This is a genomic window from Brevibacterium sp. LS14 (assembly GCF_012027885.1).
Classification (GTDB): Bacteria; Actinomycetota; Actinomycetes; order Actinomycetales; family Brevibacteriaceae; genus Brevibacterium; species Brevibacterium casei.
In genome coordinates this window covers 77693-91499 of record NZ_SJXG01000051.1, presented here as the reverse complement: position 1 = coordinate 91499, position 13807 = coordinate 77693, and the positions used below count along the sequence as shown (strand labels likewise).

Sequence of the window (13807 nt, the reverse complement as noted above, 5' to 3'; positions counted from 1 at the left end):
ACCCGCACCATCGCACCGCACAGTTCACGCACCACAACTCACGCACCACAAGGAGAGATCATGGCAACTCGCACCGTCACCATCGCCTCGACCGTCGGACTCCACGCTCGCCCGGCCTCGCTCTTCGTCGAAGCCGTCTCCGGATCCGGGGTCGACGTCGAGATCAGCCGCCCCGGTGAGGACGCCGTCGACGCCGGCAGCATCCTCGGCGTCATGGCCCTCGGTGCCAAGCACGGCGAAGAGGTCGTCCTCTCCGCTGAGGGTGAGGGCGCCGAGGCGGTCCTCGATCGTCTCGTCGACCTGCTCGCCACGGACATGGACGCACAATGAGCGGCCACGGCGAGGCCCTCGGCGCGCCCGCTGCGGGGGCGGAGTCGGCGACGCTCCACGGAATCGGAGTGAGCCCGGGATCCGCGTACGGGCCCGTCGTCCAGGCGGCAGCGCCGGTCGCGCCTCCCGAGGATGAGCCGGCGGCGGAGGATCCGGCGGCGGCCTCGGAGCAGGCCATCGCGAGCTTCATGCACGTCGCCGACACGCTCGATCAGAAGGCGCTGAGCGCCGATCCGACGGCCCGCGACATCCTCAAGGCTACGGCGATGATCGCCCGCGACCGGTCGCTGCACCGTGAGGTGACGAAGCGTCTCAACGCGGGGAAGGGCCCGGCAGGTGCCGTCGCCGAGGCGATCGAGGTGTTCGCGGCACAGTTCGAAGCCCTCGGCGGGTACTTCGCCGAACGCGTCACCGACCTCCGTGACGTCGGGGCCCGGGCCATCGCCGAGGTGCTCGGGAAGCCTGCGCCGGGACTGCCGACGCTGACCGAACCGAGCATCGTCGCAGCCGAGGACCTCGCGCCCGCGGAGACCGCGACGCTCGACCGTTCCCTCGTGCTCGGCATCGTCACCCGGGCCGGCGGGCTGACGAGCCACACCGCGATCCTCGCCGCGCAGATGGGGATCCCCGCCGTCGTGCAGCTGCCGGAGGCGACGGCGATCCCGATGGGCACTCCGCTGCTCATCGACGGTGGCAGCGGTGAGGTCGTCGTCCGTCCGGATCCGGAGTCCGTGGAGGCGCAGCGGCAGCGTCGTGAACGACGTGCGGCAGCGCTCGCCGAGGTGAGCGGTCCGGGTGCGACATCCGACGGTCACCGGGTGGCGGTGCTGGCCAACATCGGGGGAGTCGATGACGCGGAGCTCGCCGGCGCCGAGGATGTCGAAGGGGTCGGTCTCTTCCGCACCGAATTCGTCTTCCTCTCCGCTGTCAGCGCCCCGAGTGTTGAGGAGCAGACGGAGATCTATCGGAAGGTGTTCGCCCCGTTCGCGGGTCGTCGCGTCGTCGTGCGCACCCTCGATGCGGGTGCCGACAAGCCGCTCGCGTTCGCTGACCTGGGGCCGGAGGAGAATCCGGCGCTCGGGCGACGGGGTCTGCGTCTGTCCCAGGCGAGGCCGGATGTGCTCACGGCTCAGCTCGAAGCGCTCGCGGCTGCGGCGGAGGCGACGGGTGCCGATGTCAGGGTCATGGCCCCGATGGTCTCGACCGCGGCGGAGGCCCGATGGTTCGCAGACCAGGTGCGGGCCAACGGTCTCGCCTCGGCGGGCGTGATGATCGAGGTGCCTGCGGCGGCGCTGCGTGCCCGACAGGTGCTTCAGGCCGTCGACTTCGGCAGTCTCGGGACGAACGACCTCGCGCAGTACACGATGGCGGCCGACCGGATGGAAGGCGAGCTCTCGGAGCTGCTCGACCCATGGCAGCCTGCCGTGCTGTCGATGATCGCCGCAGCCGCCGACGGTGCGAAGGCCGCTGGCAAGCCGCTCGGTGTCTGCGGGGAGTCCGCGGGTGATCCGCTGCTCGCGCTCGTCCTCGTCGGTTTGGGAATCACGAGCCTGTCGATGGCTCCGGGCAAGGTCGGTGCCGTGAGGCTGGCATTGCGGAGCCATGCGTTCGACGACTGTCGTGCCCTCGCCGAGGCGGCGCTCGCCGCCGAGTCGCCGGAGGAAGCCCGCGAAGCCGTTCGCGCAGGCGCGGCACCCGAACTGCTCGACCTGCTCTGAGACGGCTCAGCCGGGGTCGGCGGCCACCGTGTGGTGGGCGTCGTCGAGAGTGGTCGGTTCGCCGCGCAATAAGAGTTTCATTGGATTTGTCACATTCGGGACGATGCGAATGTGGTCTGATTGCGACATGCGCGAAAAGATGACAGTGACGTTTGAAACACTGCTGAACGGTTACATCGACGCACACCTCCGTTTCGAAACAGCAAGGCGTACCCAGAGTGCTGAAGCAACATTCCTCCCGCTTTTCGAAGCACTTAACTGGGCCGTTGTGATGGATGATCATATCGTTCATCACTGGAAGCCTGGGGGTGAGTTGCTGAAATACCGATGGAGAGATCTCCTGGAAGTAGAAGAGCGCGCGACAATCAGAGGAATCCGCTTCGCGAGGAACCGGGTTCACCACCAGTGGGCCGACGCTCTCCAGCTCAACACAGGCGGGTTTCAGTTCCCAATTGTGTTCCCCATGGTGACCCATGAGTGGTCTTGGGTGTCTGCCGATGTGATCCCACTCAGTAAGAAAGATGACCAGAATCGGGGCATTGACGAGTACCGATCGGAATTGCAGGGGCGGCTCGCCCGACGCTCTCTTGCAGTGCTCGAGCAGGTCTATCGGAAGATGGCTTCGGAGTACCTGAAGTAGAGCGACAATCCAGCCTTGGGGCGACCACGCCTCTTCGGTGAATGCAGGCAGGCCTGTGTGACATTCCAGTAAGTCTCCACAGCGAACGCAGTCTATGAACGAGAGCGCCCCACCAGAGTTTTTCCTGGTGAGGCGCTTATTCCTATGGTGGGCCCCGTGGGGATCGAACCCACGACCCGCGGATTAAAAGTCCGCTGCTCTACCAACTGAGCTAGAGGCCCGGTCCCAACAGATCGGCATGGGCGTGCGCCCGGAAGCTGCTGTTGGAGACTCCCCAATACTAGGGCCAGACCAGGCGTTCGCTCAAACCCGAAAGGGTGCCCCTCGCAGTCCGAGAGGGTGCCCCACGCAGTTCGCGGGACACCCTCTCGATCCGGCAACGGCGTCAGCGGCGACCGCGGTCACCACCGCGCACTGACCGCCGCCTGCGAAACCTCAGCGACCGATCTCCTTCGACGGCTTCGTCGAATCCGAGACCGACGAGTCCGAATCGTACTTCGTCGCATCGTGCTCGACGCCCTCGTCGACGACCTCGCCGTCGACGGAGTCCTTGTCCTTCTTCCGCACCAGCGCGGCAACGTGCTGCAGTGTTCCCAGCAGCTTGTTGTCGCTCTTCGGTGCCACATACTGCGGGTCGGTCTCGAGCGGGAAGACCGTCGGCGCTGCACCGAACGCGGTCTTAGACTCGTTGGCGACCTTGCGCGACATCTGCGCATTGACGACACCGCCGATGACCGCGCCGATGCCGAACGGTAGCAGACGACCGAACAGCGATCCGCCGGCCTTCGCAGCGAACTTCCGGATGAACGTCTTCCGCAGCTTCCGCAGCAGCAGGTCGACGACCGGCGCCGGCAGCTGCTTCGTCAGGGTCGCACCCCAATCGCCGAGGAGCGCCTCCGGCCCCACGGACTTCTTCCCGAACCGCTGGACGAGGTTCTTCCCGTCCTGTCCGAGCATGAGCCCGAGCACCAGCGCATTCGCCCGCGCCGGATCGTTGACCGGCAGACCGTGGATCTCCGAGATCGCCTGCGCGAACAGCGCCGTGAGCTCGAGGAACCCGGCCGTCTCAGCCGTCGCCACACCGAGCGCAGCCATCGTCCCGATGCCGGGCACCGCAGCCGTCGCACCCACAGCGGCACCACCGGTCGTCGCAAGTGCTAGATAGCGCTTGCGGATGATCGCGACGAGCTCCTCAGGGGTGGCATCCGGATTCCGCCTGCGCAGCGAACGCACATAGGCCAGCACGACGGGCCGCTGCACCGACAGCAGCTTGGACAGCGCCGACTGCGCACGCGGGTTCAAGGACCCATCGTCGTTGATCGCAAGCTTCGTCGCCTTGCCGAGACCCTTCTGCACCATTGTCTGTTTCGCCACGGGAGCTCCTCCTCGTTCACTGTCTTCACGGGCCGATTCTTCAGCCCGGATCCGAGATCATTTTAGTAGGGCACGCTGTGATTTTCGTACAAGCAGCCGAGCATTTGCTGACCGAACATCGAGACCGGGTCGAGGCCAGAGCGGGATCAGGTCTGGTCTCGCCCGCACCCCGAGGGTTGTGTCCGTTACATCTAAACTATATGATTCTGGCAAAAGCTATACATTCCGGCTCCTGGGTGTCCCGCCCATCAGCTTGTCACAACGTCGTGACGCCCCACACCGCGGTGGGGCGGTCTGAGGGGAATCCATGAAGAAGCGTCTGACCGCCATGATCGGAGCCGGCCTGTCCGCGCTCACGCTCACCGGCTGTGCGATGTTCCAACCCGTCGACGTCGACCGCGCCGCCACCGAGGCGGTCGACCCCAACGCCATCACTCTGCGCTTCGGCAACGTCTACGAAGCCAGCCACCCCGTGAACTCGTGCGGCCTCGAACCGATGAAGGAAGAGCTCGCAGCCAAGGGCTTCAACATCCTCATCTACCCCGCCGCGCAGATCGGCAGCGAAGCCGAGATGGTCGAACAGGTCGCCACCGGTGCCCTCGACTTCGTCAACAGCGGCCCCTCCTTCCTCGGCGCCTGGTATCCCGAAGCCGCCGTCCTCGACGGCGCCTACCTCGCCGCCGATGCCGCCGAACTCCAAGCCGCGACGACCGGTGACATCATGACCGGGGTCTTCGACCGCATGGCCGCCGAGACCGACCTCCGCGTCGTCAGCAACTTCTACTACGGTGCCCGCCAGGTCACCGCCAACAAACCCGTGCGCACCCCCGCCGACCTCAACGGACTGAAGATCCGCACACCCGACGCACCCCTCTACCTCACGACGCTCGACATCATGGGCGCCACCGCCACCCCGATGGCCCTGAGCGAGGTCTACCTCGGCCTCCAGCAGAACACGATCGACGCCCAGGAGAACCCGATCCCGACGATCGCCTCGGCGAAGTTCTACGAGGTCCAGGACTACATCAGCATCACCGAGCACATCGTCCAGGGCGTCTACCTCGTCGGCAATCAGCGCCTGCTCGACAGCATGGACCCTGCCAAGCGCGACATCCTCACCCAGGCCATCGACGACGCCCGCGTCCGCGTCGAGGAGTGCACCGTCAAACAGGAGAAGGAGATCCTCGCCGACTGGAAGAAGACCGGCGAGATCACCGTCGTCGACGACGTCGACATCGACGCCTTCCGCGACCTCGTCGCGAAGGAACTGCCCAACCGGGTGACCTGGGGTGACACCTACCTCGCCGTGAAGAAATCCCTCGAAGACGCCCGCGCCGAGGCGGGGGAGGAGAACCGATGAACCCCACCGACCCAGCCCCCGCCGACCCGAACCGCTCGAACCCCGACCCCACCTCCGTCGCCAGCATCGCCGACGCCGAGGCGACCCTGGCCTTCGAGCAGGACTCGTTCGAGAGGCGCAGCACCCTCTACCGCTGGGCGATCGGCCTCGAACGCACGATCGGCATCCTGCTCATGGTCGGCGTCTTCGTCCTCGTCCTCCTCCAGGTCGTCACCCGCTACGTCTTCGACTCGCCCCTGTCGTGGACCGAGGAGGTCGCCCGCCTCACCCTCGTGTGGCTGACCTTCATCGCCGCGGCCTTCGTCAGCTCCCGCCGCTCGCACATCACCGTCGACCTCATCGCCACCGTCGTCCCGCCCCGGGTGGGCCGGGTGATCGGGACCTTCGCCCGCCTCGTCGTCCTCGCCGTCTCCGCGTTCATGGCCGTCGCCGGGATCATGATGGTCGACATCGTGGCAGCGATCGCGATGCCCGCCTCCGGGCTGCCCACCGCCCTGCTCTACCTCGCAGCGACCGTCGGCTTCATCCTCATCTTCATCCACACGATCATCGAGATGATCATGATCGCGAGATACCCCGAGGAGAACCCCGACACCGTCGACACCGCAGCCCAGCTGGAAGGACTGTGACATGACCCTCCTCCTCATGCTCCTAGCGCTCCTCATCCTCCTGGCCCTGCGCGTGCCCGTCGGCATCGCCCTCCTCGTGCCCTCGATCATCTACATCGCCTTCGATCCCTCATCGAGCCCGGCGCTCGCCGTCCAGCAGGCCACCTCCGGGGTCTTCGACTTCGCGATCCTCGCGGTGCCGATGTTCATCCTGCTCGGCAACCTCGCCAACATCTCCGGTGCCACCGACCGCCTCTACGACGCCGCGGTCGCCGCCATCGGCCACGTGCGGGGATCGCTCGGCTACGTCAACATCCTCACGAGCTTCGGCTTCTCCTGGGTCTCGGGTGCGGCGATCTCCGATGCCGCGGCCATGGGACGCATCCAGGTGCCCGCGATGATCCGCCGCGGCTACCCCGTCGGCTTCTCCCTCGGCGTCACCGGTGCCTCCTCGCTCATCGCCCCGATGATGCCGCCGTCGATCCCGGCGATCATCTACGCCGTGACCGCAGGCGTGTCCGTCGGCGCCCTCTTCGTCGCCGGCATCGTCCCCGCCGTCCTCCTCGTCGTCACGCTCAGCGTCATGTGCTGGTTCCTCACCCGGAAACGCGAGGACCTGCGCCTGCCCAAGGCCGGCCTCGGCGAACGCGTCCGGTCGGGGCTTCGCGCTCTGCCCCCGGTCGGCGCCGCCGTCGTCATCCTCGGCGGCATCCTCTCCGGAGTCTTCACCCCCACCGAGGCGAGTGCCGTGGGTGTGGCCTACATCGGCATCCTCGCGATCGTCTACGGCAACTTCACGTGGCCGAAGGTCCGGCACGCCCTCGTCACCGCGGTCGAGACGACCGGCGGCGTCCTCATCATCGTCGCCGGCGCCGCCCTCTTCGGCTGGGTCCTCGCCCGTGAGCAGGCACCGCAGCTCGCCGCCGATGTGCTCCTGTCCATCACCGACCGCCCCATCGTCTTCCTCATCCTCGTCCCCGTCCTCCTCCCCGTCGCCGAGGTGTTCGGACTCAGCCCCGTCCACTTCGGCATCATGATCATCTTCAACCTCCTCATCGGCCTGCTCACCCCACCCGTGGGCCTCGTCCTCTTCGTCCTCTCCTCGGTGACGAAGTACCCGGTGACGACGGTGATCAAGGGCACCCTGCCGTTCTTCGTCCCGATGCTCGCCACCCTCGTCCTCATCTCCGTCGTCCCGTTCCTCAGCCTGTGGCTGCCCTCGCTCCTGGGCTACCCCGTGTGAGGGTTCCCCTGAGCGATGCCCAACCCGTGGCCGTCCGACTCTTCGACCCGTCCGTCTCCCCGCCGCACAGAAAGACCGCGATCCCGTGCCTCTCATCACCGACATCAGCGCCACCGACGTCCGATTCCCCACCTCGCTCGAGCTCGACGGCTCCGATGCCGTCAATGTCGACCCCGACTACTCGGCCGCCTACGTCACCATCCGTGCCGGTGAGGGCGATGCCGCCGAGGTGGGTCATGGGCTCGTGTTCACCGCCGGACGCGGCAACGAACTCATCGTCGCCGCGGTCGAGTCGTACGCGGCCCTGCTCATCGGCCGCGAACTCGACGATCTCCTCTCCGACCTCGGAGCCGCCTCGGCGCTGCTCGTCCACGATTCGCAGCTGCGCTGGCTCGGACCCGAGAAGGGGGTGACGCAGATGGCCGCGGGCGCCCTCGTCAGTGCCCTGTGGGACATGGCGGCCCGGCGTGCGGGCAAACCGCTGTGGAGATACCTCGCCGAACTGCCCGCCGAGGACCTCGTCGCCGCGATCGACTTCACCCACATCCGCAACGCCCTGACCGAAGAGGAGGCGCTTGAGATCCTCCGCGCGGGAGAAGCGGGTCTCGCCGAGCGCATCGCCGCCCTCGAGGCCACCGGCTTCCCCGCGTACACGACCTCGCCCGGCTGGCTCGGCTACGACGACGAGAAGCTCGTGCGGCTGGCGAAGGAGGCCGTCGCCGAGGGGTTCACGCAGATCAAGCTCAAGGTCGGCGGCAGCCTCGAGGACGATCGGCGCAGGCTTGCGCTCGCCCGCGAGGCCGTGGGCCCCGATGTCCGCATCGCCATCGACGCGAACCAGAAGTGGGAGACCGGCGAGGCGATCGACTGGGTCAACGCGCTCGCCGAATTCGACCCCTACTGGATCGAGGAGCCCACGAGCACCGACGAGATCCTCGGGCATGCGGAGATCCGCCGCGGCGTCGCCCCCGTCAAGGTCGCCACCGGTGAGGCCGTGCACAACCGGATCATGTTCAAACAGCTCCTCCAAGCCGAGGCGATCGACATCCTCCAGCTCGACTCGACCCGCGTCGCCGGCGTCAACGAGAACCTCGCGATCCTCCTGCTTGCGAGGAAGTTCGGCATCCCCGTGTGCCCGCACGCCGGGGGAGTCGGACTGTGCGAACTCGTCCAGCACTACTCGTTCTTCGACTTCGCCCGCCTCTCCGGCACCGAGGACGGCCGCGTCATCGAGTTCGTCGACCACCTCCACGAGCACTTCGTCGCTCCGGTCTCCGTCGTCGACGGCCGCTACCAGGCACCGACCGCACCGGGCACGAGCGCGGAGATGGTCGCGGAATCCGTTGCCGAATGGACGTACCCGACCGGCCCCGGCTGGGCCCGCATCGGCGACCGGGCCGCCGTCGGCTCCTCCACCGTTGATTCGGCTGACAAGGACGGACACGCATGAGCATTCGCGACCTCCTCCCCGCCGAGGCGACCGGAACCTTCCTCGGCCGCCTCCGCGTCCCCGGACGCCGGGCTCCTGTTCCCGTCCTCGTCACCGGGAACGCCGTCCACGACGTCTCCGACATCGACCCCACGGTCTCAGGGATCCTCGAAACCCCGGACCTGCCTCGGCGCCTGGACGAGGTGAGGACCCGGCCTGCGGACTGGGCGGTCGACGATGTCTCCACCCCCGCCGCGGCGGCGCCTGGATCTGCGGACGCACCCGTCCTCCTCGCCCCGATCGACCTCCAGGTCATCAAGGCGTGCGGAGTGACCTTCGCCGGTTCGATGGTCGAACGCCTCATCGAGGAGCGCTGCGACGGCGACCCGGCCAGAGCGCAGTCCGTTCGTGCGGAACTCGCCGAGGCGGTCACCGCCGACCTCACCGCGATCGTGCCCGGATCCGCCGAGGCGGCTCGCCTCAAAGAGGCCCTCATCGCCAAGGGGTGGTGGTCGCAGTACCTCGAAGTCGGCATCGGGCCCGACCCCGAGGTCTTCACGAAAGGCCCAGTCCTCTCGGCCGTGGGATCCGGGGACGCCGTCGGCATTCCCGCGTTCTCGCAGTGGAGCAATCCCGAACCCGAACTCGTCCTCGTCGTCGACTCCACGGGGACGATCCACGGGGTGACGATGGGCAACGACGTCAATCTCCGCGACATCGAGGGACGCAGCGCGCTGCTGCTCGGCATGGCGAAGGACAACAACCGGTCGACGGCGATCGGGCCGCTCATCAGGCTCTTCGACGAGACATTCGGGCTCGAGGACGCGAGGAGCCTCGAGCTCAGACTCACCGTCACCGGTGACGACGGCTGCAAGCTCACCGGCGTCAACTCGGTCGGATCGCTCAGCCGAGGCTTCGAGGACCTCGTCTCCGCGGCCCACGGTCGCCACCATCAGTACCCGGACGGCTTCGTCCTCTTCACCGGCACCCTCTTCGCCCCGACCGAGGACCGGGATGCGGCCGGACTCGGATTCACCCACCACCTCGGCGATGTCGTGATGATCGCCAACGACCATCTGGGAGCACTGAGGAACACGGTGGGCCGAAGTGAGGACCTGCCGGCCTGGGACTACGGAATCCGTACCCTCTTCGCCGATATCGGAGCAGGACAGCGGTAGTCTCGTGGGCACAGTGGAGACCATCGAGGGCGGCCTGGCGCGAGCCGTCGCGAAACGCGCGAAGGGAGACGGAATGCCGAGCGAGACCGACCCGACCGTCTACGCGAGGATCAAAGCGATGATCCTCGACGGCACGGTGCCGCCGGGGGAGCGGATCACCATCGACCGGATGGCCCGTGAGCTCGGGGTGTCGCAGACACCGGTGCGGGAGGCGATGCAGCGGCTCGAGGGGGACAAACTCGTGCGCACCCGGCAGCCGCGCGGATACGCGACGACCCCGCTGCTGACGAAGCGCGATCTCGAGATGATGATCGAGGTCAGGCTCCTGCTCGAACCGTGGGCAGCACGCATGGCCGCCGTCGATCGGGCATCGAATCCCGGCCGGGCGCTGCTGGCCGAGATCGACGCATTCTCGGGGCGACCCGGTGGCGGCGGCGCAGATGCGGCGGGGACTGCAGAGACTGCGGGGACTGCGGGGGCTGCGGGGGCTGCTGGGACTGCTGGGACTGCTGGGACTGCGGGGTACCGTGCGGAACAGGCTGGGTCGTCCGACTGGAAGCACGAGCTCTTCCAACACGACACCCGCTTCCATCTGCTCATCCTCGAGGCGACCGGCAACAGCTTCCTCATCGACGCGTACCGGCAGATGCACCCGCACCTCCATCTCTTCCGCCTCTACCCGGGCGACCCCCACGGCACCGACACCTCCCACGAGCACGCCGAGATCGCTGCGGCGATCGCCGCGTGCGATCCCGATGCCGCCGAGGCGGCGATGCGCGAACACATCCTCCGCGCACTCAGCCGGTTCTCCGCGAGCACGAGCGACGGTGTCGGCAGCGGTGCCGCGGGTGAGGGGAGCAACGGCGCGGGAGGAGGCAAGGGGGCTTCGGCCGGCGACGCTGACGGCTCGTCGGAGGTGAGGCGCGACCTTGCCGACACGTATGCGTCGGTTCTCGGCAGCATGCCCGGGATCCCCGACGCCGGGAGCATAACGCTCGCGTCCGAGGGCAGGAACGGGCACGCCGAGGATGTCGTTCAGGGTGGTGCAGATGGGCAAGGCAGCGCGGCTGCGCGGGATGCCGAAGGCGTTCGGGGTGGTGCAGGCGCCGAGGACGGCAGGGGCACGACTGAGACGACCGACACGCGGGAGCAGGCAGGATGAGCGAGTTCTCCGTCGACTCCCTCCGTGAGTTCGCCCTCGCCGCCCTCGCCGCGAGCGGAGTGCCTGAGGACGATGCCGCTCTCACGGCCTACTCGCTCGTCCAAGCCGACCAGCGCGGCATCGCCTCCCACGGTCTCCTCCGTCTGCCGCTCTATGTCCGCGCCCTCGAAACCGGTGGCATCGCCTCGGTGCCGGAGATCGCCCTGGTCCGTGACGGCGGGGCCACGGCGGTGCTCGACGGCGGCAGCGGCCTCGGGCAGGTCGTCATGCAGGTCGCCGTCGACTGGGCGCTCGAGCGAACCCGAGAACACGGGGTGAGCGCGATCGCGGTGGAGAACTCGAGCCACTACGGCGCCGGAGCGTTCTGGACCGACCAGCTCGCCGCCGCCGGACTCTTCGCGTTCCTCACCTCGACGACCGGACCCACCGTCGCCGTCCACGGCGGCAGTGAGAAGGTCATCGGCACCAACCCGCTGACCCTGACCGCGCCGAGCACCGAGGGCACGCCTCTCACGGTCGACATGGCCACCTCGGCGGGGGCATTCGGCAAGGTCATCGCCGCCCGCAACGCGGGTCGTCCGATCCCGGCAGGGTGGGCCGTCGACCGCGAGGGACGCGAGACGACCGACGCCGAGGCGGCCGCGGCGGGCTCTCTGCTCGCGTTCGGCGGCCATAAGGGCTCGGGGCTCGCGGTGCTCCTCGAAGCGTTCGCCGGGGGCCTCACCTCGGCGACCTTTGCCCACGAGACGCAGGACATCTGGGATAACCCGGCCTCGGAGATGAACAACGGGCACATGCTCATCGCGATCGACTCCGCAGCGTTCAACGGCCGCAGCGCCGCCGAGGCGAAGGTGAGCGCGCTCGGCGGCGCGATCCGAGGCTCCGGTGAGAACGTGCGACTGCCGGGAGAGATCGAGCATGAGACGGAAGCCGGCAACGCCGTGACGCTCGACCTCGACGACTCCACCGCCGAGGCGCTGCTCGCGCTCGCCGCACGCCTCGACCTCGAGCCGCCTCGGTGAGGGTTCATGCGGTGAGGGCGGACGCGGCGAGTGCGGACGCGGCGACGGCGGATGCGTGTGCCCTACCGGTGTCCAGGCTCGGAGACTAGACTGCACGCACGATGAATGAGCGCCCGTTCCACCGCCCTGTGCCCCTCGCCGACCTCGACGCCGTGAGCGACCCGAGCGACCCTGTCACGCGTTCGGAGACCTCGCACGCGACGGCGGCGCTCCTCCTCGGCGACTGCCGTGGCAACCGCGACGAGGCCGCGACCAGGCGCTTCGTCGAACTCGCCGATGAGATCGGCCTCGAGGTCATCGCCGAGATGTGGTCGGCCGCTCCCGCGGTCTCAGCCCCCGGCGCACTCTGGCGTCTCTACGCGCTGCGCGAGTGGATCGTCACCGCCCCGCGTGAGGTCTCCGACCTCTTCGACCTCGGCCTGCGCCGGACCACCGACGGCATCGGGCTCGAGGAGATCCTCGCCGGCGTCGAGATCCCTGCCGGACCCGACGAGGTGGCCCGCGCGATCGACGAGATCCTCGTCGGCGCCTTCCGCGGAGACGTCGTCATCGCCCTCCTGCGCGCTGCCGCGTTCGTCGGCATCTGCGCGGCAGGAGCCGATGACCCGGAGACCCGCACGCGGCTGCGCCAGCTCTCGAAGGACCTCGGCGACGCGGCGATGTCCCGCCGCCACGGCGGGCTCGACTGACTCGACGGATACCGAACCGACCGCACTGACCGTTCCCCACCTCGGCGAGGGCATCGTCCGCGTCCAACCTCAGCGACGGACCTGACCGACGCGAAGGCAAGCTGCCGCATTGACCGGCCCCCACCTCGGCGAGGGCATCGCCCCTGGCAGGGACTCTTGCCCGGGCACGAGACCATACGTCGCGGACTGTGAGATTTTTCAAGCTTTCCCAGGTCGGCGCGGGGTGGACGCACGGGGAGGAAGCGGTATCGTGGAAGACGGCCCTCGTGGCCACCGGACGTTGGATCGCTGAAGCCCCGGGCTCCAACCTCAGCCGCTTCGAGCGGCCTATCGCCGAGAGGCGCTCTCGGTTCAGCGTCCGGTTCTCAACGTCGACAGAGAAATATCGGCACGCGTCCGGCGGTGTCCGGGTCCCGGCAGGAGGATACGCATGCGGCTCCGACGTGTACCGCAGGACACTGTCTTCTACGAGCGGATGGCCGATCTCGTCGGTCAGATGCGCCAATGCAACCTCGTCCTCGCCGAACTCTCCGGCGTCGATGTCGGCCAGCGCCGTGAAGTCGCCGACAAACTGCGCGAGATCGGCGACCGGGCCGATGAGGACATGGGCGCGGTCCTGCGGGCGCTGCGGGAGAACTACATCACCCCCTTCGACCGCTACGACCTCTACCTCCTCTGCCATCACATGCGCGAGATCTGCCACCGACTCCACGGCGTCGGCTACGTGCTCGCCTCGGAGGCCTTCGACACTCTGCCCTCGGGCGTCCTCGAGACCCTCGCGGTCCTGTCGAACCAGACCGACCACACCTCGCGGATGGTGACGAAGCTGCCGGGCAAGGTCGACCAGTGGGACTTCGTCGACTCGATCAACCGACTCACCCACCAGGTGGAGACCCTGCAGTGGCGGATGTCCGACGCCGTGCCCAATGCGAAGCGGGGGCTGACCTACATGGCGGCGGTCTCGCAGCTCGGGCAGGCCTTCGTCCGCGCCGCCCGCGGCTTCACCGAGCTCGGCAAGGCCGTGGCCTCGATCGCGATCAAGGAGTCATGATCC

General features: G+C 68.0%; 13 protein-coding genes and 1 tRNA gene. 12 read left to right on the top strand and 2 right to left on the bottom strand.

What is annotated here, in order from left to right; translation table 11 throughout:
• Positions 1 to 60: 60 nt before the first annotated feature.
• From EZE58_RS11035 to EZE58_RS11025, 3 genes are all read left to right on the top strand, one after another.
• Positions 61 to 330, top strand: coding sequence for an HPr family phosphocarrier protein (locus EZE58_RS11035; protein WP_167560561.1), 270 nt, complete (start codon positions 61 to 63; stop codon positions 328 to 330).
• Entirely contained in the window at positions 327 to 2048 is a 1722-nt protein-coding gene (ptsP, locus tag EZE58_RS11030) for a phosphoenolpyruvate--protein phosphotransferase (protein WP_009380973.1), read from the top strand. Before EZE58_RS11035 ends, ptsP begins: the two co-directional genes overlap by 4 nt.
• 127 nt (positions 2049 to 2175) lie before the next feature.
• Positions 2176 to 2688: a hypothetical protein gene (locus EZE58_RS11025; RefSeq protein WP_131247918.1), complete on the top strand. Its 513-nt coding sequence runs from the start codon at positions 2176 to 2178 to the stop codon at positions 2686 to 2688.
• Positions 2689 to 2833: 145 nt separating this feature from the next.
• Here EZE58_RS11025 and EZE58_RS11020 read toward each other — a convergent pair.
• Together EZE58_RS11020 and EZE58_RS11015 are read right to left on the bottom strand one after the other, a co-directional pair.
• A tRNA-Lys gene (locus EZE58_RS11020) sits at positions 2834 to 2909 on the bottom strand.
• Positions 2910 to 3123: 214 nt separating this feature from the next.
• Positions 3124 to 4062, bottom strand: a complete 939-nt coding sequence (locus EZE58_RS11015; RefSeq protein WP_179952606.1) for a hypothetical protein — start codon at positions 4060 to 4062, stop codon at positions 3124 to 3126.
• Between the two features lie 307 nt (positions 4063 to 4369).
• Between EZE58_RS11015 and EZE58_RS11010 the strand changes: the two genes are divergently transcribed.
• From EZE58_RS11010 to EZE58_RS10970, 9 genes are all read left to right on the top strand, one after another.
• Entirely contained in the window at positions 4370 to 5422 is a 1053-nt protein-coding gene (locus tag EZE58_RS11010) for a DctP family TRAP transporter solute-binding subunit (RefSeq protein ID WP_167560560.1), read from the top strand.
• On the top strand, positions 5419 to 6051 hold the full coding sequence (locus EZE58_RS11005) for a TRAP transporter small permease (protein WP_009380401.1): 633 nt from the start codon (positions 5419 to 5421) through the stop codon (positions 6049 to 6051). Before EZE58_RS11010 ends, EZE58_RS11005 begins: the two co-directional genes overlap by 4 nt.
• Position 6052: 1 nt before the next feature.
• Positions 6053 to 7273 carry a TRAP transporter large permease gene (locus EZE58_RS11000; protein ID WP_009380403.1) on the top strand — a complete coding sequence of 407 codons (1221 nt, stop codon included), beginning with the start codon at positions 6053 to 6055 and terminating at the stop codon, positions 7271 to 7273.
• Positions 7274 to 7358: 85 nt separating this feature from the next.
• Complete coding sequence (locus tag EZE58_RS10995) at positions 7359 to 8723, top strand: enolase C-terminal domain-like protein (RefSeq protein WP_009380405.1); 1365 nt, start codon at positions 7359 to 7361, stop codon at positions 8721 to 8723.
• On the top strand, positions 8720 to 9880 hold the full coding sequence (locus EZE58_RS10990; RefSeq protein ID WP_009380407.1) for a fumarylacetoacetate hydrolase family protein: 1161 nt from the start codon (positions 8720 to 8722) through the stop codon (positions 9878 to 9880). Before EZE58_RS10995 ends, EZE58_RS10990 begins: the two co-directional genes overlap by 4 nt.
• Positions 9881 to 9953: 73 nt before the next feature.
• Positions 9954 to 11042: a GntR family transcriptional regulator gene (locus EZE58_RS10985; RefSeq protein WP_167560558.1), complete on the top strand. Its 1089-nt coding sequence runs from the start codon at positions 9954 to 9956 to the stop codon at positions 11040 to 11042.
• Positions 11039 to 12064, top strand: coding sequence for an Ldh family oxidoreductase (locus EZE58_RS10980; protein WP_009380412.1), 1026 nt, complete (start codon positions 11039 to 11041; stop codon positions 12062 to 12064). The genes EZE58_RS10985 and EZE58_RS10980 overlap by 4 nt, the downstream gene beginning before the upstream one ends.
• A 101-nt stretch (positions 12065 to 12165) precedes the next feature.
• Complete coding sequence (locus EZE58_RS10975; RefSeq protein ID WP_040342348.1) at positions 12166 to 12753, top strand: hypothetical protein; 588 nt, start codon at positions 12166 to 12168, stop codon at positions 12751 to 12753.
• Between the two features lie 430 nt (positions 12754 to 13183).
• Positions 13184 to 13804, top strand: coding sequence for a DUF47 family protein (locus EZE58_RS10970; protein ID WP_009380415.1), 621 nt, complete (start codon positions 13184 to 13186; stop codon positions 13802 to 13804).
• The last annotated feature ends 3 nt before the right edge of the window (positions 13805 to 13807 follow it).